We start from the raw sequence: 21,287 nt of genomic DNA, 5'->3' as shown, positions 1-21,287 counted from the left end.
ATCGTTCACTCCGAACCACGCAATTGGTGGATGTATCCCACAAGGCCAGCGGTCGACGCGTCGCGCTTGGCCGCACTTTCCTTGCCTTCGACGACGGGCAGAAGGCCGGTCGCCAGTTCCTTGCCAAGCTCCACGCCCCACTGGTCGAAGGAATTGATGTTGAACAGCGTTCCCTCGACGAAGACGCGGTGCTCGTAGAGCGCGATCAGCCGGCCGAAGGTGCGCGGGTCGAGCTTGCGATAGAGGATGGTCACCGAGGGCCGGTTGCCGGAGAAGACACGATGCGGCGCGATGCGATCGACGTCGGCCGGTTTCATGCCCTTGGACAGCATCTGCGCGCGTGCCTCGTCCAACGTGCGGCCCTTCATCAGCGCTTCGGATTGCGCCAGGCAATTGGCGAGCAGCAGGTCATGCTGGTGCTTGAGCTCCGGCTCGTGGCCGACGGCCGCGGCAAGGAACTCGACCGGGATGAAATCGGTGCCCTGATGCAGCAACTGGAAGAAGGCGTGCTGACCATTGGTGCCGGGTTCACCCCAGACCAGCGGCCCGGTCGGCGTCGCCACCGGCGTGCCGTCGAGGGTAACGCCCTTGCCGTTCGATTCCATATCCAGTTGCTGCAGATAGGCCGGCAGCCGGGACAGGCGCTGATCATAGGGGATGACCGCGCGGGCCGGATATTGGCAGATGACGCGATGCCACCAGCCGACCAGCCCCAGCAGCGCCGGCAGGTTCTTCGCCAGCGGTGCGGTGCGGAAATGCTCGTCCATTTCATGCGCTCCATCAAGGAAAGCGCGGAAATTCCTTGGGCCGACAGCGATCATGACGGGAAGGCCAATGGCGCCCCAAACAGAGTAGCGACCGCCGACCCAGTCCCAGAAGCCGAAGACCCGATCGGGCACGATGCCGAACTTGGCCACCAGGTCGAGTGCGGTCGAGACGGCGGCGAAATGCTTGCCGACCGCTTCCTTGCCGAGCGCCTTCTGCACCCAGTCACGCGCCGTCTGTGCATTGGTCATCGTCTCGACGGTGGTGAAGGTCTTGGAGGCAATGATGAACAGCGTGGTTTCGGCGGACAGATCCTTCAGCGTGTCATGGATATGGGCGCCGTCGATGTTGGAGACATAGTGCGCGCGCGGCCCGTCATGGTAGGGCGCCAGCGCCAGCGTCGCCATGGCCGGGCCAAGGTCGGAGCCGCCGATGCCGATGTTGACGATGTCGGTGATCTTCTTGCCGGTGGCACCAGCCGCCTTGCCGGAGCGGATGGCGTCGGCGAAGGCGCCCATCGCATCGAGTACGGAGAGGACGTCCGCCTTGACGTCCTGGCCGTCGACCGTGACGCCCTTGCCGCTGAGATTGCGCAGTGCCGTGTGCAGCACCGCGCGATCTTCGGTGATGTTGATCTTCTTGCCGGCGAACATCGCGGCGCGACGGCCTTCGAGATCGGCGGCTCCAGCGAGCTTCTCCAGCAAATCCATGGTGGTCGCGTCGACGGCGCATTTCGACCAGTCGAGCAACAGATTGTCATCGGTGGCGGAGAATGTCGTAAACCGTTGCGGATCGGCGGCGAAGGCCTGGCGCATTGAGGCGTGCGCAGCAGTGCGATGATCGCGCAACGCGGCTAACTGTTTCTGAAAGGCTGAGTGATCCACTGGCGGGGGGCTCCTGGCGTTTTCGACGCACCATATCAGACCGGATGTTTCCGGCGCGTGTCGTCGCGGCACAACTATTGAGCCGAACTCCGTGCGGTCAATACGCGGCGATGCCGCATCGCATCACGATGCGATGACACAATGTGTCGATCGAAGAGGATTTCAGCGCCTGACTTCGGCGGAAGGATCACTGGCATAAATCCCAAAGATCAGAAAAATTGATTGGCGCAACCCCTTGTGCCACCGTTACATTCGACTGGTCCAGCCAAGTGAAAAAAGCTGGCCATCGAGGAACATCTTCCATGCCACAGAGAAACGACACGGCGATATGGTCCGGCCTGTTCCGGATTTCGGCTGAATCCGGCCAGACCCTGCAGGCGCAGATCCGCCAAGCCATCGTGGCCGCCATTCTCGACCGTCAGATCGCCGCTTCGATGCCGCTTCCCTCCTGCCGGATCCTGGCCGAAAAACTCGGCGTGGCCCGCGGAACAGTGGTGCTGGCCTTCCAGCAGCTCGTCGACCAGGGTTTCCTGGTGGCGCGCGAGCGGCGCGGCCATTTCGTCAATCCCGACGTGCTGGCGACGCCGGCCAAGCCGCACCAGAAGGCGCCCGACCAGGCCAACGAGATCGACTGGAAGGCGCGCCGGCAGATTGCCGCGAGCGACATGCCGCCGCCGGCCAAGCACGAGAACTGGATCAAGTCGTCCTATCCCTTCGTCTACGGCCAGTTCGACCCGACGCTGTTCCCGACCGCCGAGTGGCGCGAGTGCAACCGCATGGCGCTGGCCGTGCTCGAAATCCGCAACTGGGCGTCCGATATGGTCGACCGCGACGATCCGCTGTTGATCGAGCAGATCCAGGCGCGGCTGTTGCCCCGGCGCGGCATCTTCGCCAACCCGGACGAAATCATCGTCACGCTGGGCGCCCAGAACGCGCTTTATATGCTGGCGACGCTTTTGATGACCAAAGGCTCGAAGGTGGCGATGGAAGACCCCGGCTATCCCGACGCACGCTCGATCTTCCGGCTTGCGGGCGCCGAGATCCAGCCGGTGCCGGTCGACCAGTCCGGCATCGTAACCTCCTCTATTTCCAATGATTCCGGCTTCGTATTCGTTACGCCCAGCCACCATTGCCCGACCATGGTGCCGCTTTCGGCGGAGCGGCGGCAGGATCTGCTGGCGCGCGCCAACCGGCACAACCAGATTATCATCGAGGACGGCTATGACAGCCAGCTTCTCGATGAGGCGCCGCAGCAGGCGCTGAAGAGCCTCGATCGTTCCGGCCGCGTCGTCTATGTCGGCTCGATGTCGAAGACGCTGGCTCCCGGCCTACGGCTTGGCTACATCGTTGCCTCTGCTGGACTGATTTCCGAGCTCAGGGCGCTGCGTCGTTTCATGCTGCGGCATCCGCCGGCGAACAACCAGCGTGCCGTCGCCTTGTTCCTGTCGCTCGGCCATCACGAAGCGCTGGTGCGGCGACTGTCGAGCGCCTTCGACGAGCGGCGCAAGCGTCTGGTCCATGCGATTTCGGCTTTCCTGCCCGAATGGCGCTCGACCGACTCGGCCGGCGGCACGTCGCTCTGGCTCGAGGGGCCGCGCGGCACCGATTCCCGCGGTCTTGCCGAGGCCGCGGCCTCGCGCAGCGTTATCATCGAGCCCGGCGACCGCTTTTTCGACCGCACCGAAAAGCCCTCGCGTTTCATGCGGTTGGGCATTTCCTCGATCGCGCTGCAGCACATCGAGCCAGGCATACGGGAACTCGCCACCGCGGCCGGTCGCAGGCCGGCAGCTGCCTGATCCATTCGCTCGATCCTTTGACCGGAGTCGCACGGGTGCGGCTTCGACTCCTTTAGCACTGGCATATGCAACCAGACCGGCTGGCCCATAGTCTGTGCCAATGCCGGCGGCATAGTCGGGGCACAAAGGGGAAGAAGCAGCCGATGGTGGACCAACCGCCGCCCTGTTTCCGAGAAAAGGTGGAGTGTCTCCATGTCAGTAGTTCTTGAAAAGCAGGAAGCGGCGGCGGATCAGCGCTCGCGCCGCTCCGGTGGACGCGAAGCGCGTCGTGCCATGCGGGCAGCGCCCCTGGCCGACGACATCAAGCCTGTGCGCGCCGGCCTCGAAGGCGGCAGCTACGGACCGCTGAAGCACACCGACCAGGAACGCATCCACGGGGCGGTGCTGACGCTCCTGGAGACCGTCGGCTTCGCCAATGCCATCCCCTCCTGCATCGAGGCGCTGACCCAGGCCGGCGCCACCTATGGCGATGATGGCCGTATTCGCTTTCCGCGCGCACTGGTGCTCGACACGATCAAGAAGGCAGCGCGGAATTTCACCTTGCACGGCCAGGATCCGAAACATGACATGCTGATCCAGGGCAAGCGTGTGCATTACGGCACGGCCGGCGCCGCGGTGCATCTGGTCGATGTCGAGAAGCGCGAATATCGCGAATCGCTGCTGCAGGACATCTATGATGCCGCCCGCCTCGTCGAAGGGCTCGACAACATCCATTTCTTCCAGCGGCCGATGGTGCCGCGCGACATTCCCGATCCGCTCGAAATGGACTTCAACACGCTCTACGCCTGCGTGATGGGCACGTCCAAGCATGTCGGCACCTCGTTCACGGTGCGTGAGAATGTGCAGCCGGCGCTGGAGATGCTCTATGCGATTGCCGGCGGCGAGGAGAATTTCCGCGCCCGGCCGTTCGTGTCGAACTCCAACTGCTTCGTCGTGCCGCCGATGAAGTTCGCCGAGGACGCCTGCGGCGTGCTCGAAGCCTGTGTCGAGGGCGGCATCCCGATCCTGCTGCTGTCGGCCGGACAGGCCGGCGCCACCGCGCCGGCGGCAATTGCCGGCGCCGTCGTGCAAGCGGTGGCCGAAGTGCTGGCCGGTCTGGTCTATGTCAATGCCATCAAGCCAGGGCATCCGGCGATCTTCGGCACCTGGCCGTTCGTGTCGGATCTGCGGACAGGCGCCATGTCGGGCGGCTCGGCCGAACAGGCGGTGCTGACTGCTGCCTGCGCACAAATGGCGCAGTTCTACGATCTGCCGGGCGGTTCGGCCGCCGGCATGACGGATTCGAAACTGCCCGACATCCAGTCCGGCTACGAGAAAGGCATCACCGACGTGATGGCCGGTCTTGCCGGGCTCAACCTGGTCTATGAATCCGCCGGCATGCATGCCTCGCTGCTCGGCTTCTGCCTGGAAAGCCTGATCATCGACAATGACATGCTCGGCCATTGCCTGCGCTGCGTGCGCGGCATCGAAGTGTCTGATGAATCGCTGTCGATCGACACCATCACTGACGTCTGCCTGAAGGGGCCTGGACACTATCTCGGCAACGAGCAGACGCTGCGGCTGATGCAGACCGAGTATTTCTATCCGGCCGTCGGCGACCGCTTTTCACCGAAGGAATGGAACGAGAAGGGTCGGCCCGACATATTGCAGCGCGCGATCATCGAGAAGAAACGCGTCCTTGCCGAGCGTTTCCCGCGCCATGTGCCGAAGCCGCTCGACGACAAACTGCGCGCCCGCTTCGGCGACATGATCAAGCTGCCGCGCGCCAATATGGGCGGGTAGGCCCCTTCCCGTCAAAATAGATTAGTCCATGCTCAGCCCGTAGCGTTCGACGACTTCGGCATTGATCAGGTTGGCGTGCAGCGCCATCAGCACGATTTGCGCGTCGAAGCTGTCGCCGGCCTCCACCGCGGCCTCGATCCGGCGTTCCACGCCCTGCCGAAGCTGCAAGCCATGCGAGCTTTCGAAGGTTTCCGGCCCGGCAACGCAATAGCTGAACAGTTGCGCCACGTCCGGATAGGCCTGGCTGGGCGGCTCGTTGGGCCAGCGATCCTTCATCAGATTGACGATGGTGAGTTTTACCCCCTCAGGCACAAGGGCAGGATGCAAGTCGGCGCCGCGTAAGGCGTCGTCGAGTTGCCTCAGATCACCCGAGCGGCCGAACATGCCGAGGAAGCCGAGGGAAGAGCGTCGTTGCGCCATGATGGTCCAATCCGTTTCCAGCCACTTAGGTGGTGCGCAAGCGGAATACAAAGGCAGGCGAAGATCTAGCCTCCTACCGCCAACAACAAGACACCGGCAAGAGCCGATCCGGCGAGTGTCGGCAGCATGCCTATCCTGAGCTTCAGGATGGCGATCATCGCGGCGCAGGAAAGCAGCGCCGCACGCCAGTCGATCGACGAGAGCACCGGCACATTCATGCCCAGACTCATTGCGTGCACCTCACGGAAAACGACGTGCAAGGCAAACCACAGAGCGAGATTCATAATCACGCCGACAACTGCTGCGGTGATCGCGCCGAGCGCGGCCGACAATGCCTTGTTGCCGCGCAGCGCCTCGATATAGGGCGCGCCGAGGAATATCCAGAAGAAGCACGGCGTGAACGTCACCCACAAGGTCAGCAGCGCTCCAAGCGATCCGGCAAGCAACGGGTTCAGTGAGCCGGAGTGACGGAACGCGGCGATGAATCCGACAAACTGCAACACCAGGATGAGCGGACCTGGTGTCGTCTCGGCAAGCCCGAGACCATCGACCATTTCACCGGGGGCGAGCCAGCCGAAGGACTGGACGGCTGCCTGCGCGACATAGGCCAGCACCGCGTATGCGCCGCCGAAGGTGACGACCGCCATCAGGCTGAAGAACCTGCCTATCTCGGTCCATACACTGGCAGAGCCGGTGAACCACCAGATCACGAGAACAGGCCCGAGCCAGATCGGCAGCCAGATCGCAACCGTGCGCGGCGCATGCCATCTGGTCGGTTTGACATGGGTCAGCTCGCCGCGCTCGAACATCAGGTCAACCGCTCCCTTGATGTCGGCAACATCGCCCTTGCCATGCGCGGAGCCGGAAAACAGGCCGGGAGCGACGCGGTCTCCCAGCCATCCTGTCAGGCCCGCCAGCACGATGATGAGCGGAAACGGCACATTCAACGCATAGATGGCTATGAAGGCGCCAACCGCGATCAGCACCATGGCTGGGTTTTTCAGGGCGCGCCGGCCGATGCGGATCACCGCCTCGATGACGATGGCAAGCACCGCCGCCTTCACCCCGAGGAAAAGCGCCTCGACGAGCGGCATGTCGCCATAGAGCACGTAGAGGCTGCTCAAGATGAGCATGACGAGCGCGCCGGGTACTACGAACAGGATGCCGGCGACAAGGCCGCCGATCGTCCTGTGCAGCAGCCAACCGATATAGATGGCGAGTTGCTGGGCTTCCGGGCCGGGCAGCAGCATGCAGTAGTTCAGCGCATGCAGGAAACGCTGTTCGCCGATCCAGCGCCGCTCCTCGACCAATTCCTTATGCATCAGGGCGATCTGCCCGGCCGGTCCGCCGAAGCTGAGCAATCCGATCTTCGCCCAGACCTTCAAGGCTTCGGCAAAAGTCGGTGCAGCCGGCGCCTCGATGGTCACCACTCTATCTTCCGGGGCAAGAGCGCTCACGACGGTTTGCCCGCGCCAGCAGCGGGCCAGTTGTGCGTTTCCTCGGTGGCGTCGCGACACCAACGGAAGAACGCATCGTAGAGCAGCATGCCTGCTTCCAGCTGTTCCAGATCGTCGCGAAACATCCGCGACAGGCCAAGCGAGGCAGCCAGAAAGCCAGCGGCCTGGGGCACCAGATCGAGGCTCGCCGTGTCGGCCGCACGCACGATCACGGCAAGGCGATCGAGCGCCGCGGATTGCAGGCCGAATTCCTCGATCATCGTGTCGAAGGTGCAGCGTTCGCCGCGATGGCTCCAGAACACAGTGTCGATGTCGAAGGGCACGGCCGTGAAGCGGTCGGCCACGGCAGCCACCTCGGCCGCCTCGACAAACAGGAAGACCGCGTGCGGATCGACGAAACGCCGGATCAGCCAGGGACACGCGATGCGGTCGACCTTCGGGCGGGATCGCGTCACCCACGCGGTACGGCCTTTTTCATCGCGCGGCGGCAGGTTTTCGGTGCGGACCAAAAGCCCATTTGCCTCGCGCCAGGCTTCGAAGCCGCCTTCGAGAGATTCAGCGGAAATTCCTTCGTGCCGCAGCCATGCGGCCACGCCTTGCGAGAGTTTTTGACCTTTCTGACAGACGATCGAGACTTGCCTGCCGGCAAATTCGGATCCCCAAGTCGAAACGGTTTTGAAATCACGCCGGCTCGAAGCCGGCAGCAGGCGCGGATCGGCGTCGAAATCTTCATCGATGCGAACATCGATGATTGCAGGCGCACCCGGCAGGCCGACCAGCCGGGACAGTTGCGATACGGTGATAGCGGTTGTTGACGGCATGGCGTCCACCTCCTGATAGAGAAGCTTGGACGCGAACGTTGGGCTGACGCCTCACGGGGTCGTCGCGATGCACCCCTTGGTCATGATCGTGGATTTGTTGGGCGCGCTTGTCAAGGATGACAAACGGCGGCTTGATCCGGATCAAGCCGCCGTTTGTCGTTAATGTAAGTACTTGCGCACAGACACTGTCCTCGGAGCAATCAAATGATTGTCCCCGGAGCAGTCAGTGATTGTCCCTAGGGACGCCGCTGGTGTGGGCGACATCCTGGTATTTCACCGCCGGCTTCAGCACCATTCCCTCATCGAACTGGTCGACCATGCCGCGCTGGATTTCCTGCCATGGCGTCTGGTGCTTGGGATAGTGGTAGCCGCCATCGCTCTGCAGCGTCGCGCGCCGTTTGGCGATCTCGTCGTCGCTGATCAGGATGTTGGCGGTGCCCTTCCTGAGATCGATGCGGACGCGGTCGCCTGTCTTGAGCAGCGCCAGTCCGCCGCCAATGGCAGCTTCCGGCGAGGCATTGAGGATCGATGGCGAGCCCGACGTGCCCGACTGGCGGCCATCGCCGATGCAGGCCAGCGCATGAATGCCCTTCTTGATGAGATAGGCCGGCGGCTGCATGTTCACGACCTCGGCACCGCCGGGATAGCCGACCGGGCCGGCACCGCGCATGAACAGGATCGTGTGCTCGTCGATGCCTTGCGCCGGATCGTCGATGCGGGCGTGGTAATCCTCGGGGCCGTCGAAGACCATGGCGTTGCCTTCGAAAGCTTCCGGGTCCTTGGGGTTGGACAGATAGCGCTCGCGGAACTCCGGCGAGATGCCGCTCATCTTCATGATCGCCGAATCGAACAGATTGCCCTTGAAGTTGATGAAGCCGGCATTGGCCTTCAGCGGGTTGTCGACGCTGCGGATGACGTCGGCGTTTTCCACGACCGCTGTCTTGCAATTGTCGCCGATCGACTTGCCATTGGCGGTCAGGGCATCGGGATGCGGCAACAGCCCGCCCTTCATCAGTTCGGCAACCACGGCCGGCACGCCGCCGGCGTGATGGTAATCCTCGCCGAGATATTCGCCTGTCGGCTGCAGATTAACGATGAGCGGCACCTTGAGGCCGATCTGCTGCCAGTCGTCATTGGTAAGCGGCACGCCAAGATGGCGGGCAATGGCGTTGAGATGGATCGGCGCATTGGTGGAGCCGCCGATGGCCGAATTGACGACGATGGCATTCTCGAAAGCCTTGCGCGTCATGATGTCGGACGGCTTCAGATCCTCATGCACCATCTCGACGATGCGTTTTCCCGTCTCGTAGGAAATCTGGCCGCGCTCGCGGTAGGGAGCGGGAATGGCGGCCGAGCCCGGCAGTTGCATGCCCAGCGCCTCGGCCAGCGAGTTCATCGTGGTGGCGGTGCCCATGGTGTTGCAATAACCGGTGGACGGCGCCGACGAGGCGACAATGTCCATGAACTCGTCATAGCCGATCTCGCCGGCCGACAGGCGCTGGCGCGATTCCCAGACGATGGTGCCGGACCCGGTGCGCTTGCCCTTGTGCCAGCCATTGAGCATCGGGCCGACCGACAGTGCGATGGCCGGAATGTTGACGGTGGCCGCCGCCATAAGCAGCGCCGGCGTGGTCTTGTCGCAGCCGATGGTCAGCACGACGCCGTCGAGTGGATAGCCGTAGAGCACTTCGACCAGGCTGAGATAGGCAAGGTTGCGGTCGAGTGCGGCGGTCGGGCGCTTGCCGGTCTCCTGGATCGGATGGCAGGGGAATTCGAAGGGGATGCCGCCCATCGAGACGATGCCTTCGCGCACGCGCTTGGCGAGCTCGATATGGTGCCGGTTGCAAGGCGACAGATCCGAGCCGGTCTGGGCGATGCCGATCAGCGGCTTGCCCGACATCAGTTCGGCGCGCGTCAGTCCGTAGTTCAGGTAACGCTCCAGATAGAGCGCCGTCATGCCCGGATTGTCGGGGTTGTCGAACCACTCCTGCGAGCGAAATTTCTTCTTTCTGGTGGGGGCGCCTGCCATCACGGTCTCCGTATTTGTATGACAAATCGATATGACAACGCGTCAATGCAAGCAAGGGGACGCGTGATCTGAATCGGGACTTTGGTGCGATAGACACGCACCCGGCCGTGCGTTAGGCCTTCGTGAAGTCTTGTGCGGGAGGTTTTCATGGCTTTAGTGATCGAAGGCGAGGAGCGCATTGCCGCACCCCTGCAAAAAGTGTGGGAAGCGCTGAACGACCCCGAGGTTTTGAAGGCGACCATTCCCGGCTGCCAGAGCCTCGAGATGAAGTCGCCGACCGAGATGGCCGCGACGGTGGTGTTGAAGATCGGGCCGATCAAGGCGACCTTCAACGGCGAAGTGACGCTGAAAAACCTCAAGCCGCCGCATTCCTACACCATCCAGGGCGAAGGCAAGGGCGGCATTGCCGGTTTCGCCAAGGGCGGCGCGGATGTGACGCTGACCGAAGACGGTCCGGATGCGACAGTGTTGAAGTATGCGGCCAAGGCCGATGTCGGCGGCAAGATCGCCCAGCTCGGCAGCCGGCTGATAGAATCCACCTCAAAGAAACTGGCCGGCCAGTTCTTTTCCTCATTCGGCGAGAAGGTGGGCGGTTAAGCCCCTCTTCTTACGGAGGTAGGGTATCGGCCCTTACTCGAAGACGATGCTCGGCACCGCCGCTTCGGCCGCGCCGCGCTCCTCATTGACCCGGTCCCAGACCTTCGAGGCAATGTCGCGATAGATTTTGGCTTCAGCGCTATCGGGCTTCGACGCCACCACGGGTGCACCGGCATCCGAGCTTTCTCGGATGCCCATTTCAAGCGGCACTTCGCCGAGGAAAGTGACGCCGAGGCGCTCGGCTTCGCGGCGCGCGCCGCCATGGCCGAAAATGTCGTAGCGTTTGCCGGTGTCCGGGGCGATGAAATAGCTCATGTTCTCGACAATGCCGAGCAGCGGCACGTCGACCTTCTTGAACATGTTCAATCCCTTGCGGGCATCGATCAGCGCCAGGTCCTGCGGTGTGGAGACGATGACGGCGCCGGCCAGTGGCACCTGCTGTGCCATGGTTAGCTGCGCGTCGCCGGTGCCGGGCGGCATGTCGACGACGAGCACGTCGAGCCGGCCCCATTCGACCTCGCGCAGCATCTGCGTCAGCGCCGACATCACCATCGGGCCGCGCCAGATCATCGGCGTCTCCTCATCGACGAGGAAGCCCATCGACATCACCTTGAGGCCGTAATTCTCCATCGGTTTCAAGATCTTGCCGTCAACCGTCTGCGGCCGGCCATGAATGTTGAGCAGCTTGGGCATGGACGGGCCGTAGATGTCCGCATCAAGCACGCCGACCCTGAGGCCGTTGGCGGCGAGGCCAAGCGCGATGTTGACGGCGGTGGTCGACTTGCCAACGCCGCCCTTGCCCGAGGCGACTGCGATGATTGCCTCGATACCGGGCACGCCGCGCTTGCCTGAACTCTGCGAGGCTGGCGCGTGCGGAGCAGCGCGCGGGGCTGCGGACGGAGCCGGCGGTGCTGGCCTGGGCGCAGGCCGCGATGGAACCGGCGCTTCCATGCCGCCACCCTTCTTCTCCGCCGTCAGCGCAACGACAGCGCCGGCGACACCCGGGATCGCCTTTACGACCCGCTCGGCGGCGGCGCGCAACGGCTCCATTTCCTGGGCGCGCGCGGCGGGAACGGTGATCGAGAAGAACACTTTTGAATCGGCTATGAAAATCTCGGAAACCATACCGAGGTCAACGATGTTGCTGGTGAAGTCAGGTCCATTGACCGTCTTCAGGCGTTCGGTGACGATTTCCTTGGTGACGGACATGACGGTATTTCCTCAGACGTTGGCTAACCCAAGACGGCGGCTGGCCTGAGATAATGCAGTTTCCTGACAGAACCAAGCGATCGCTTTGAAGCTGACAGGCGCCTGCCGCTATGGCAGCGTGCCAATCATGGATTGATAGACTGGCATGGTAGATAGACTGGCATGATCGACAAACTCGAATTCTTCATCGCGCTGGCCAAGGAAGAGCATTTCGGCCGGGCAGCGGAAGCATGCGGCGTCACCCAGCCGACATTGTCCGCCGGCATCAAGCAGCTGGAGGGGCAGCTCGGTGTCATGCTGGTCAATCGCGGCTCGCGGTTCCAGGGGCTGACGCCGGAGGGCAAGCAGGTGCTGGTCTGGGCGCGCCGCATCGTCGGCGATACCAGGACCATGCGCGAGGAAATGCGGGCGGCGCGCCACGGCCTTTCCGGCCGTATCCGTATTGCCGCCATCCCGACCGCACTCGCCATGGTGGCGCGGCTGACGACGCCGTTTCGCGAAAAGCACCCGGGCGTAACCTTCTCGGTGCTGTCGCGCACCTCGATCGAGGTCTTGTCGCTGCTCGGCAATTTCGACATCGACGCCGGCATCACCTATCTCGACAACGAGCCGCTTGGGCGGGTGACCAGCGTGCCGCTCTATGACGAGCGCTATCAATTGATCACGGCTGTCGGAAACCCCTATTCCGACCGCGACAAAGTGACATGGGCCGAGATCAGCCAGTTGCCGCTCTGCCTGCTGACGCCCGACATGCAGAACCGTCGCATCATCGACCAGCATCTGGCCGAGGCCGGCGTGCAGGTGCGGCCGACACTCGAATCCAACTCGATGATCGTGCTGTTCTCGCACATCCGCACTGGCAAATGGTCGTCGATCATGCCGCTCAACCTCGCGGAAACATTCGGCTTTTCCGAGCCGATCCGGGCCATTCCGATCGTCGAGCCCGATGCCAGCCACACGGTCGGCCTGGTGGCCACGCCGCGAGAACCGCACACGCCACTGGTGCAGGCGCTGCTGGACGAGGCAATGGCGCTGGCAGACGATTTCCGTAGCCATCGCTAGGCTAGAGACTGGTGGCTGGACGCGCTCGATAGAAAATTTCTATCAAGCGACGGATCAGCTTTATTGATTTCGTGGGTTTCCTCTGTTTTTGTAACGACTTAGCGCTAGAACGCTACCGACCAGGGAGGGCGCTGCATGACGATGCAGCCTGCAAGTACCGAGATCGCATCGCGCACGGCCGCGATCATCCGCGAGCTGAAAGGCCTCGAAGGCCCGTTGCTGCCCATCCTGCATGAGATTCAGGTCGAGTTCGGGCATGTGCCGCAGGCATCGCTGCCAGCCATCGCCGAAGCGCTGAACATCTCGAATGCCGAAGTCCACGGCGTCGTCACCTTCTACCACGACTATCGCAGCCACCCGGCCGGCAAGCATGTGCTCAAGGTCTGCCAGGCCGAGGCCTGCCAGTCGATGGGTTCGGATGCGGTTGCCGCCAAGCTCAAGCAGCTGCTGGGCATCGGCTTCCATGAAACGACCCGCGACGGATTGGTGACGCTGGAGCCGGTCTATTGCCTGGGCCTGTGCGCCTGCGCCCCATCGGCGATGCTGGACGGCGAGGTGATCGGCCGCCTCGATGACGAGAAGATCGAAGAGATCGTGGCGGAGGCCCGCTCATGATCCCGCGCATCTACATTCCCGGCGATTCCGGTGCGCTGGCGCTGGGTGCGGAAAAGGTCGCAAAGGCGATTGCAAGCGAACTCGCCGAGCGCGGTATTGAGGCCAAGATCGTTCGCAACGGCTCGCGCGGTGCCTATTTCCTCGAGCCGATGGTCGAAGTGGCAACCGCCAAGGGCCGCGTCGCCTATGGGCCGGTCAAGCCATCCGACGTGAAGAGCCTGTTCGACAGCGGCTTCCTCACCGGCGGCCATCACAAGCGCTGGCTCGGTGCACCCGACAAAATCCCCTTCCTGGCCAAGCAGACGCGGTTGACCTTTGCCCGCTGCGGCATCAACGACCCGCTGTCGCTCGACGCCTACAAGTCGCTCGGCGGGCTGAAGGGCCTGCAGAACGCGGTGGCGATGGCGCCGGCGGATATTGTCAAGCAGGTGACCGAGTCCGGCCTGCGCGGCCGTGGCGGCGCCGGCTTCCCGACCGGCATCAAATGGAAGACGGTGCTGGATACGACATCCGACCGCAAATACATCGTCTGCAACGCCGATGAAGGCGACAGCGCTACTTTCGCCGACCGCATGATCATGGAGGGCGATCCCTTCGTGCTGATCGAAGGCATGGCGATCGCAGGTGTCGCCACCGGCGCGACCAAGGGTTTCGTCTATATCCGCTCGGAATATCCGCATGCGGTGGCCATGATGAACAAGGCTATCGAGGTCGCCCGCAAGGCCGGCGTGCTCGGCGTCAATGTGCTGGGTTCGCCCAATGCCTTCGACATGGAAATCCGCGTCGGCGCCGGCGCCTATGTCTGCGGCGAGGAAACGTCGCTGTTGAACAGCCTCGAAGGCAAGCGCGGCGTGGTGCGCGCCAAGCCGCCGCTGCCGGCCATCCAGGGCCTGTTCGGCAAGCCGACGGTGATCAACAACGTCATCAGCCTAGCCTCCGTGCCCATCATCATGGACAAGGGTGCCGCCTTCTACAAGGATTTCGGCATGGGCCGCTCACGCGGTACGATCCCGATCCAGATCGCCGGCAACGTCAAGTTCGGCGGCCTGTTCGAAGCGGCCTTCGGCATGACGCTGGGCGAAATCGTCGACGATATCGGCGGTGGCACCGCAACCGGCCGGCCGGTGAAGGCCGTACAGGTCGGCGGGCCGCTCGGCGCCTATTTCCCGCGTAGCCTGTTCAGCACGCCGTTCGACTATGAAGCGTTCGCCGCCAAGGACGGGCTGATCGGCCATGCCGGCATCACCGTGTTCGACGACACCGCCGACATGCTGAAGCAAGCGCGCTTTGCCATGGAATTCTGCGCCATCGAGAGCTGCGGCAAGTGCACGCCCTGCCGCATCGGCTCGACGCGCGGCGTCGAGACCATCGACAGAATAGCCGGCGGCATCGAGCCGGAAAAAAACATCGCGCTGGTCACGGACCTCTGCAACACGATGAAATTCGGTTCGCTCTGTGCGCTGGGTGGCTTCACGCCCTACCCGGTGATGAGCGCGCTCAACCATTTCCGCGATGATTTCAAGCCGGCGCCCGTCGCCGAAGCAGCAGAATAGGAACCTCGCCATGGGTCTCATTCAGGAAATCGACTTCGGCACGCCGGCCTCGACCTCGCAGAAGCAGGTGACGCTGACGGTCGACGGCTTCACCGTGACGGTGTCGGAAGGCACCTCGATCATGCGCGCTTCGATGGAAGCGGGCATCGCCATCCCGAAACTCTGCGCCACCGACATGGTCGACGCCTTCGGCTCCTGCCGGCTCTGCCTGGTCGAGATCGACGGCCGCAACGGCACGCCCTCCTCCTGCACGACGCCGGTGGCGCCGGGCATGGTGGTGCACACGCAGACCGGCAAGCTCAAGGACATCCGCCGCGGCGTGATGGAGCTCTACATTTCCGACCACCCGCTCGACTGCCTGACTTGTGCCGCTAATGGCGACTGCGAATTGCAGACGCAGGCCGGTGTCGTCGGCCTGCGCGACGTGCGTTACGGCTATGAAGGCGACAACCACGTCTTCAAGAAGAACGACGGCGCGGAAAACTTCAAATGGATGGCGAAGGACGAGTCCAACCCGTACTTCACCTATGACCCGTCGAAATGCATCGTCTGCTCACGCTGCGTGCGCGCCTGCGAGGAAGTGCAAGGCACCTTCGCGCTGACCATCGAGGGCCGTGGTTTCGGCAGCCGGGTTTCGCCCGGCATGCACCAGCTGTTCATCGACTCGGAATGCGTCTCCTGCGGCGCCTGCGTGCAGGCCTGCCCGACGGCAACGCTGTCGGAAAAATCGGTCATCCAGATCGGCCAGCCCGAGCATTCGATGGTCACCACCTGCGCCTATTGCGGCGTCGGCTGCCAGTTCAAGGCCGAGATGCGCGGCGACGAGCTGGTGCGCATGGTGCCCTACAAGGACGGCAAGGCCAATCGTGGCCATAGCTGCGTCAAGGGCCGCTTCGCCTATGGCTATTCGACCCACAAGGATCGCATCCTCAACCCGATGATCCGCGAGAAGATCACCGACCCCTGGCGCGAAGTGTCGTGGGAAGAAGCGCTGACTTACACGGCAAACGAATTCCGCCGCATCCAGTACCAGTATGGCCGCACATCGATCGGCGGCATCACTTCGTCGCGCTGCACGAATGAGGAAACCTATCTGGTACAGAAGCTGATCCGCCAGGGCTTCCGCAACAACAATGTCGACACCTGTGCCCGCGTCTGCCACTCGCCGACCGGCTATGGCCTTGGCCAGACGTTTGGTACCTCGGCCGGCACGCAGGATTTCGATTCTGTCGAACACACCGATGTGGTGATGGTGATCGGCGCCAATCCGGCGGCGGCCCACCCGGTGTTCGCCTCGCGGCTGAAGAAGCGGCTGCGCAAGGGCGCCAAGCTGATCGTGCTCGATCCGCGCCGCACCGAGATGGTCAAGTCGGCGCATATCGAGGCGGAGTATCACCTGCCGCTGAAGCCCGGCACCAATGTCGCCGTCGTCACCTCGCTCGCCCATGTCATCGTCACTGAAGGCCTGTTCGACGAGAAGTTTATCCGCGAACGCTGCGACTGGGATGAATTCCAGGACTGGGCCTCGTTCGTGGCGCTGCCGGAAAACAGCCCCGAAGTCGTCGGCAAGCCTGCCAATGTCGACCCGGAACTGATCCGCGGCGCAGCGCGGCTCTACGCCCGTGGCGGCAATGGCTCGATCTATTACGGCCTCGGCGTCACCGAGCACAGCCAGGGCTCGACCACCGTCATCGCCATCGCCAACCTCGCCATGGCCACCGGCAATATCGGCCGGCCGGGCGTCGGCGTGAATCCGCTGCGCGGCCAGAACAATGTGCAGGGCTCCTGCGACATGGGCTCGTTCCCGCATGAATTGCCGGGCTATCGCCACGTTTCCGGCGACGCGGTGCGCGACATCTATGAGACCCTGTGGGGCGTCAAGATCGACGACGAGCCGGGCCTGCGTATCCCCAACATGCTGGATGCCGCCGTCGACGGTTCTTTCAAGGGCCTCTATGTGCAGGGCGAGGACATCTTGCAGTCGGACCCCGACACCAAGCACGTCGCCGCCGGCCTTGCCGCGATGGAATGCGTCGTCGTGCACGACCTCTTCCTTAACGAGACGGCGAATTACGCGCATGTCTTCCTGCCCGGCTCGACCTTCCTCGAGAAGGACGGCACCTTCACCAATGCCGAGCGTCGCATCAACCGCGTGCGCAAGGTGATGGCGCCGAAGAATGGCCTGGCCGACTGGGAAGTGACGCAGAAGCTCGCCCAGACAATGGGGCTCAACTGGAACTACCGGCATCCGTCCGAAATTATGGACGAGATCGCCATGACGACGCCGAGCTTCGCCAAGGTCTCCTACGATTACCTGGAGAAGATGGGCTCCGTGCAGTGGCCCTGCAACGATAAGGCGCCTGAAGGCACACCGATCGTCCACGTCGACGGTTTCGTGCGCGGCAAGGGCAAGTTCATCCGCACCGAATATGTGGCGACGGACGAAAAGACCGGACCGCGCTTCCCGCTGCTTTTGACCACCGGCCGTATTCTCAGCCAGTACAATGTCGGCGCGCAGACGCGGCGCACGGACAACGTCATGTGGCACTCGGAGGACCGGCTGGAGATCCATCCGCACGATGCTGAGAACCGCGGCCTGCGCGATGGCGACTGGGTGCGATTGACCAGCCGTTCGGGTGAGACGACGCTGCGGGCGCTGATCACCGACCGGGTGTCGCCGGGCGTGGTCTACACGACCTTCCACCATCCCGACACGCAGGCCAACGTCATCACCACCGACTTCTCCGACTGGGCGACCAACTGTCCGGAATACAAGGTCACGGCCGTGCAGGTCGGCGCCTCGAACGGCCCGTCGGACTGGCAGCGCGACTATAACGAGCAGGCCGAGCAGAGCCGCCGCATCGCGACGTTGCAGGCGGCGGAGTAGTCTTGGCCGCGCGCCGCAAAGCAACGACGCAAATATCGCGGCTGGCGCGCCGCGCCGGCGGCACGGCGGCCGCGAACCGCATGGTGCCGGAGGAGACGCCGGTGGCGTTTTCCTTCGCCGGCACAACGCATGCGGTGATGATGGCGAGCCCCGCCGATTTCGAGGATTTCGCGCTGGGCTTCTCGCTGACCGAAGGCATCATCGCCGACCCGCAGGAAATCGAGGCGATCGAGGTCGAGGATCATGGCGCCGGCATCGATATACAGATCCGGCTGAGGGACACCGCCAACACGCGCTTCGAGGCGCGGCGGCGCAGGCTGGCCGGACCGGTTGGTTGCGGGCTGTGCGGCATCGAATCCATCGAGGAAGCGATGCGTTCCGTCGATGCTGTTGGTGCGTCAAAACTTACTCTTGATGCCAACGATATCGTGCGCTCCGTCAAATTGTTGTCGAAGGTGCAGCCGCTGCATCAGGAAACCGGAGCCGTGCACGCCGCCGGCTTCTATATCCCCGGCAAGGGTGTCGTCATGGCGCGCGAGGATGTCGGCCGTCACAATGCGTTGGACAAGCTGGCCGGCGCGTTGGCCAAAGCCGGCATTGATGGCACTTCGGGTGCTGTCGTGATGACGTCGCGCGTGTCGGTCGAAATGGTGCAGAAGACGGCGGCGATCGGCGCGGCCTTCATCATTGCCGTCTCGGCGCCGACCGCTCTTGCCATCCGCACGGCTGATGAGGCCGGCATGACGCTGGTGGCGTTGGTGCGCGGTGATGATTTCGATGTTTTCACCCACCCTGACCGGGTGGTCTTGGGAGTTGCCCAGCATGTCGCATGACGAAGACCACATCACCAGCACCAGCGAGAAGCTGGTGCGCATGGCCAACCAGATCGCGGCCTTTTTCCATTCCAGGCCGCGCGAGGAAGGTGTCGCCGGCGTCGCCGAACATATCAACAAGTTCTGGGAGCCGAGGATGCGGCGACAGTTCTTCGAACTGCTGGACAGCGGTGGCGAAGGCTTCGATGAACTGGTCGTGGTGGCCTCCGCCAGGATCAAGCGGCCGATCACGCCGGCCGAGGCCGATCTCAAGCTCGGGCTCAAACCCTCCCCGGCCGACGCCGCCGCCTCACTGAAGTAGCCGCGGCCGGCCGCGCGGGCTCATATTCCTTTCCGCTAAAGTTTAAGCTGCCGCTGTCGACGCGGCTCTGCTATATCTGACGATCAGAAATCGTCTGGCCGGGCGGAAACAACTCGTGAGGCCGATCGAGACCCGATATGCCCTCAGTGGCGAGGTGCGGATCGCCTATCAGGTGGTCGGCCAGGGGTCGTTTGATCTCGTTTTCGTGCCGGGCTTCATTTCCAATCTCGACCTGCATTGGGAAGACGAGGGCTATTCCAGGCTCTTGAAGCGGCTTTCGGCGTTCTCGCGGCTGATCCTGTTCGACAAGCGCGGCACCGGTCTTTCCGATCGTGTCGATGCCCATCACCTGCCCAGCCTCGAAACCCGAATGGACGACGTGCGCGCGGTGATGGATGCGGTCGGTAGTGGCCGGGCGGCACTGCTCGGTGCTTCCGAAGGCGCGCCGATGGCAATGCTGTTCGCCGCCACCTATCCCGAGCGGACGCGAGCCCTGGCGCTCTATGGCGGCTATGCGCATTTCCACAAATGGGTGATGCCGCCGGAACGCCTCAACGCCTTCATCTTGACCGCCGAGACGGCCTGGGGCACCGGAGCCACCTTGCCGAATTTCGCGCCGGGCCGGATCGACGACGCGCATTTTACCCAGTGGTGGGCGCGTTTTGAGCGGCTGTCGGCGAGCCCGACGGCGGCAGCGGCACTGGCGCGAATGAATGCGGAAATCGACGTGCGTGGCGTACTGGCGGCGATCAGCGCGCCGACGCTTTTGATCCATCGCCGCAACGATGCGCGGGTCGATCCCGACGCCAGCCGCTTCCTGGCCAAGAGAATCCCGAATGCGCGGCTGGTCGAGATTCCCGGGCGCGACCATCCGATCTGGACCGGAGACGTCGACCGCGTCGCAGACCTGATCGAGGAGTTCCTGACCGGCGAGCGCGCCGTCGCCGAAGCGGACCGCGTGCTGGCGGCCCTGCTGGTGACGCGTATCTACGATACGACGCGGATGGGCGACCGCATGTGGAGCGAACGCAGCGAGCGCTTCCAGGAAACCTGGCGCTCGCTGGTCGGGCGCCATGGCGGCCGCGCGCTGGGTACGCAGGGCGAAATGATGATCTCGCGCTTCGACGGGCCGGCCCGCGCCATACGCTGCGCGGCGGCGCTGCGCGAGGCGGCGCAAGGCATTGGTGTGGCCAGCGCGCAGGGCGCGCATGTCGGCGAGATCGAACTGCGCGGGCCGCCCGTTGGGCTGACGGCGCGGGTGACGATGCAGCTCGCCGCGCACGCCAGCCGAGGCGATATCCTCGCCTCGCGGCTGGTCGCGGATCTGGCAACTGGCTCTGGCCTGCATTTCGAAGACGCCAGCCGGGTCACGCTGGACGATCTGGACGAGCCGATGGCGCTGGTGCGGGCAATGTCGGAACAGCATCTGGAGCCCGACTGTCGAGCCAGAACCAAAACAACCGAACCGGCCGTGCTGACGGCGAGGGAAAGCGAGGTGGTGAGCCTGATTGCCGACGGCAAGAGCAATGCCGCGATTGCCGCCGAACTCAGGCTGAGCGAGCACACGGTCAAGCGCCACGTCGCCAACATATTGCTCAAGCTCGACCTGCCGTCGCGGGCGGCGGCGGCGGCGTTTTCGGCCCGTCACCCTGGCCCGGACGGGCCATGAGAGCCATGGCGCTTTCGGGCGAAGCGGCCATGCCGAGGTAAGCGCTATCAATTCCGCCAAGCAGGCCAAGGCGGATATCGCCGGGAAGGCGCTGCGGACGGAGGATGAAATGCTCAAGTCAAAGCTGAACGTCAGATCACTTGTGATAGCGGCAAGCATTGGCGCGCTGTTCACGATCACTCCCGCAAAGGCCGAGGATGCGTCGGCAACGGCCGCCTACAAAGACATCCAGGCCACGCTCGGCTCGGTGCCGGACATGTTCAAGACCTTGCCCGACGTCGCCATCGCCGGCGCCTGGGCCGAGATCAAAGGCGTGCAGCTCAACCCCAAGACTGCGCTTGACGGCAAGACAAAGGAGCTGATGGGCCTCGCTGTCGCATCGCAGATCCCATGCCAGTACTGCATCTACTTCCACACCGAAGCCGCCAAACTCAACGGCGCCAGCGACGAGGAGATCAAGGAGACGATCGCGATGGCGGCAATCGTGCGCCATTGGTCGACGATGCTCAACGGCAGCCAGGTCGATCTCGCCACTTTCAAGAAGCAGACCGACGACGTCTTCGCGGCCGTCAAGGCGAAGTCGCAGTGAAAGGCACTGCCCGTCGAT

General features: G+C 63.5%; 17 protein-coding genes. 11 read left to right on the top strand and 6 right to left on the bottom strand.

Annotated features, from left to right (window positions below; translation table 11 throughout):
* Window positions 1-5: 5 nt before the first annotated feature.
* Window positions 6-1,649, bottom strand: a complete 1,644-nt coding sequence (gene pgi, locus A3A9_RS0123070; RefSeq protein ID WP_027060897.1) for a glucose-6-phosphate isomerase — start codon at window positions 1,647-1,649, stop codon at window positions 6-8.
* Window positions 1,650-1,951: 302 nt separating this feature from the next.
* Here pgi and A3A9_RS0123065 point away from each other — a divergent pair, with 302 nt between their 5' ends.
* Together A3A9_RS0123065 and A3A9_RS0123060 are read left to right on the top strand one after the other, a co-directional pair.
* The gene (locus A3A9_RS0123065; RefSeq protein ID WP_027032881.1) at window positions 1,952-3,445 is read left to right on the top strand and encodes a PLP-dependent aminotransferase family protein; all 1,494 of its coding nucleotides are present in this window, start codon (window positions 1,952-1,954) and stop codon (window positions 3,443-3,445) included.
* 192 nt (window positions 3,446-3,637) lie between these two features.
* Window positions 3,638-5,227, top strand: a complete 1,590-nt coding sequence (locus A3A9_RS0123060) for a trimethylamine methyltransferase family protein (RefSeq protein WP_027060896.1) — start codon at window positions 3,638-3,640, stop codon at window positions 5,225-5,227.
* Between the two features lie 21 nt (window positions 5,228-5,248).
* Here the strand turns inward: A3A9_RS0123060 and A3A9_RS0123055 are convergent, their stop codons facing one another.
* The 4 genes from A3A9_RS0123055 to A3A9_RS0123035 all read right to left on the bottom strand — a co-directional run bounded on the left by A3A9_RS0123055 (window position 5,249) and on the right by A3A9_RS0123035 (window position 9,954).
* Window positions 5,249-5,647 (bottom strand): hypothetical protein, encoded by a 399-nt coding sequence (locus tag A3A9_RS0123055; RefSeq protein ID WP_027060895.1) that lies wholly within the window; start codon window positions 5,645-5,647, stop codon window positions 5,249-5,251.
* A 65-nt stretch (window positions 5,648-5,712) separates the two neighbouring features.
* Window positions 5,713-7,104 (bottom strand): chromate efflux transporter, encoded by a 1,392-nt coding sequence (chrA, locus tag A3A9_RS0123050; protein ID WP_027060894.1) that lies wholly within the window; start codon window positions 7,102-7,104, stop codon window positions 5,713-5,715.
* Complete coding sequence (locus A3A9_RS0123045; protein WP_027060893.1) at window positions 7,101-7,925, bottom strand: chromate resistance protein ChrB domain-containing protein; 825 nt, start codon at window positions 7,923-7,925, stop codon at window positions 7,101-7,103. Before A3A9_RS0123045 ends, chrA begins: the two co-directional genes overlap by 4 nt.
* A gap of 223 nt (window positions 7,926-8,148) precedes the next feature.
* Window positions 8,149-9,954: an IlvD/Edd family dehydratase gene (locus tag A3A9_RS0123035; RefSeq protein WP_027060892.1), complete on the bottom strand. Its 1,806-nt coding sequence runs from the start codon at window positions 9,952-9,954 to the stop codon at window positions 8,149-8,151.
* 147 nt (window positions 9,955-10,101) lie between these two features.
* On the opposite strand from A3A9_RS0123035, the gene A3A9_RS0123030 reads away from it, so the two are divergent.
* On the top strand, window positions 10,102-10,551 hold the full coding sequence (locus A3A9_RS0123030) for an SRPBCC family protein (RefSeq protein ID WP_027060891.1): 450 nt from the start codon (window positions 10,102-10,104) through the stop codon (window positions 10,549-10,551).
* Window positions 10,552-10,584: 33 nt separating this feature from the next.
* Here the strand turns inward: A3A9_RS0123030 and A3A9_RS0123025 are convergent, their stop codons facing one another.
* Window positions 10,585-11,760, bottom strand: a complete 1,176-nt coding sequence (locus tag A3A9_RS0123025) for an Mrp/NBP35 family ATP-binding protein (protein WP_027060890.1) — start codon at window positions 11,758-11,760, stop codon at window positions 10,585-10,587.
* 162 nt (window positions 11,761-11,922) lie between these two features.
* On the opposite strand from A3A9_RS0123025, the gene A3A9_RS0123020 reads away from it, so the two are divergent.
* The 8 genes from A3A9_RS0123020 (at window position 11,923) to A3A9_RS0122985 (ending at window position 21,269) form a co-directional block, all read left to right on the top strand.
* Window positions 11,923-12,822 carry a LysR family transcriptional regulator gene (locus A3A9_RS0123020; RefSeq protein WP_027060889.1) on the top strand — a complete coding sequence of 300 codons (900 nt, stop codon included), beginning with the start codon at window positions 11,923-11,925 and terminating at the stop codon, window positions 12,820-12,822.
* 135 nt (window positions 12,823-12,957) lie between these two features.
* Window positions 12,958-13,437, top strand: coding sequence for a formate dehydrogenase subunit gamma (locus A3A9_RS0123015; RefSeq protein ID WP_027060888.1), 480 nt, complete (start codon window positions 12,958-12,960; stop codon window positions 13,435-13,437).
* Entirely contained in the window at window positions 13,434-14,990 is a 1,557-nt protein-coding gene (locus tag A3A9_RS0123010; protein ID WP_027060887.1) for a formate dehydrogenase beta subunit, read from the top strand. Before A3A9_RS0123015 ends, A3A9_RS0123010 begins: the two co-directional genes overlap by 4 nt.
* A gap of 10 nt (window positions 14,991-15,000) precedes the next feature.
* Window positions 15,001-17,877 (top strand): formate dehydrogenase subunit alpha, encoded by a 2,877-nt coding sequence (fdhF, locus tag A3A9_RS0123005; RefSeq protein ID WP_027060886.1) that lies wholly within the window; start codon window positions 15,001-15,003, stop codon window positions 17,875-17,877.
* 2 nt (window positions 17,878-17,879) lie between these two features.
* Window positions 17,880-18,710 (top strand): formate dehydrogenase accessory sulfurtransferase FdhD, encoded by an 831-nt coding sequence (gene fdhD / locus A3A9_RS0123000; RefSeq protein ID WP_027060885.1) that lies wholly within the window; start codon window positions 17,880-17,882, stop codon window positions 18,708-18,710.
* A complete protein-coding gene (locus A3A9_RS0122995) occupies window positions 18,700-19,011 on the top strand; it encodes a formate dehydrogenase subunit delta (RefSeq protein ID WP_027060884.1) in 312 nt (103 codons plus the stop codon). Before fdhD ends, A3A9_RS0122995 begins: the two co-directional genes overlap by 11 nt.
* A gap of 115 nt (window positions 19,012-19,126) precedes the next feature.
* A complete protein-coding gene (locus A3A9_RS0122990; RefSeq protein WP_027060883.1) occupies window positions 19,127-20,680 on the top strand; it encodes an alpha/beta fold hydrolase in 1,554 nt (517 codons plus the stop codon).
* Between the two features lie 109 nt (window positions 20,681-20,789).
* On the top strand, window positions 20,790-21,269 hold the full coding sequence (locus tag A3A9_RS0122985) for a carboxymuconolactone decarboxylase family protein (RefSeq protein WP_027060882.1): 480 nt from the start codon (window positions 20,790-20,792) through the stop codon (window positions 21,267-21,269).
* Window positions 21,270-21,287 lie beyond the last annotated feature (18 nt).

It is taken from the genome of Mesorhizobium loti CJ3sym (genome assembly GCF_000472785.1).
GTDB lineage: Bacteria > Pseudomonadota > Alphaproteobacteria > Rhizobiales > Rhizobiaceae > Mesorhizobium > Mesorhizobium loti_E.
This window is presented reverse-complemented; position numbering and strand designations above follow the sequence as displayed.

Coding starts and splice junctions, on each gene's coding strand:
- A3A9_RS0123065 (WP_027032881.1), top strand. CDS start 1,952: ATGCCACAGAGAAACGACACGGCGATATGGTCCGGCCTGTTCCGGATT.
- A3A9_RS0123060 (WP_027060896.1), top strand. CDS start 3,638: ATGTCAGTAGTTCTTGAAAAGCAGGAAGCGGCGGCGGATCAGCGCTCG.
- A3A9_RS0123055 (WP_027060895.1), bottom strand. CDS start 5,647: ATGGCGCAACGACGCTCTTCCCTCGGCTTCCTCGGCATGTTCGGCCGC.
- A3A9_RS0123045 (WP_027060893.1), bottom strand. CDS start 7,925: ATGCCGTCAACAACCGCTATCACCGTATCGCAACTGTCCCGGCTGGTC.
- A3A9_RS0123035 (WP_027060892.1), bottom strand. CDS start 9,954: ATGGCAGGCGCCCCCACCAGAAAGAAGAAATTTCGCTCGCAGGAGTGG.
- A3A9_RS0123030 (WP_027060891.1), top strand. CDS start 10,102: ATGGCTTTAGTGATCGAAGGCGAGGAGCGCATTGCCGCACCCCTGCAA.
- A3A9_RS0123025 (WP_027060890.1), bottom strand. CDS start 11,760: ATGTCCGTCACCAAGGAAATCGTCACCGAACGCCTGAAGACGGTCAAT.
- A3A9_RS0123020 (WP_027060889.1), top strand. CDS start 11,923: ATGATCGACAAACTCGAATTCTTCATCGCGCTGGCCAAGGAAGAGCAT.
- A3A9_RS0123015 (WP_027060888.1), top strand. CDS start 12,958: ATGACGATGCAGCCTGCAAGTACCGAGATCGCATCGCGCACGGCCGCG.
- A3A9_RS0123010 (WP_027060887.1), top strand. CDS start 13,434: ATGATCCCGCGCATCTACATTCCCGGCGATTCCGGTGCGCTGGCGCTG.
- fdhF (WP_027060886.1), top strand. CDS start 15,001: ATGGGTCTCATTCAGGAAATCGACTTCGGCACGCCGGCCTCGACCTCG.
- A3A9_RS0122995 (WP_027060884.1), top strand. CDS start 18,700: ATGTCGCATGACGAAGACCACATCACCAGCACCAGCGAGAAGCTGGTG.
- A3A9_RS0122985 (WP_027060882.1), top strand. CDS start 20,790: ATGCTCAAGTCAAAGCTGAACGTCAGATCACTTGTGATAGCGGCAAGC.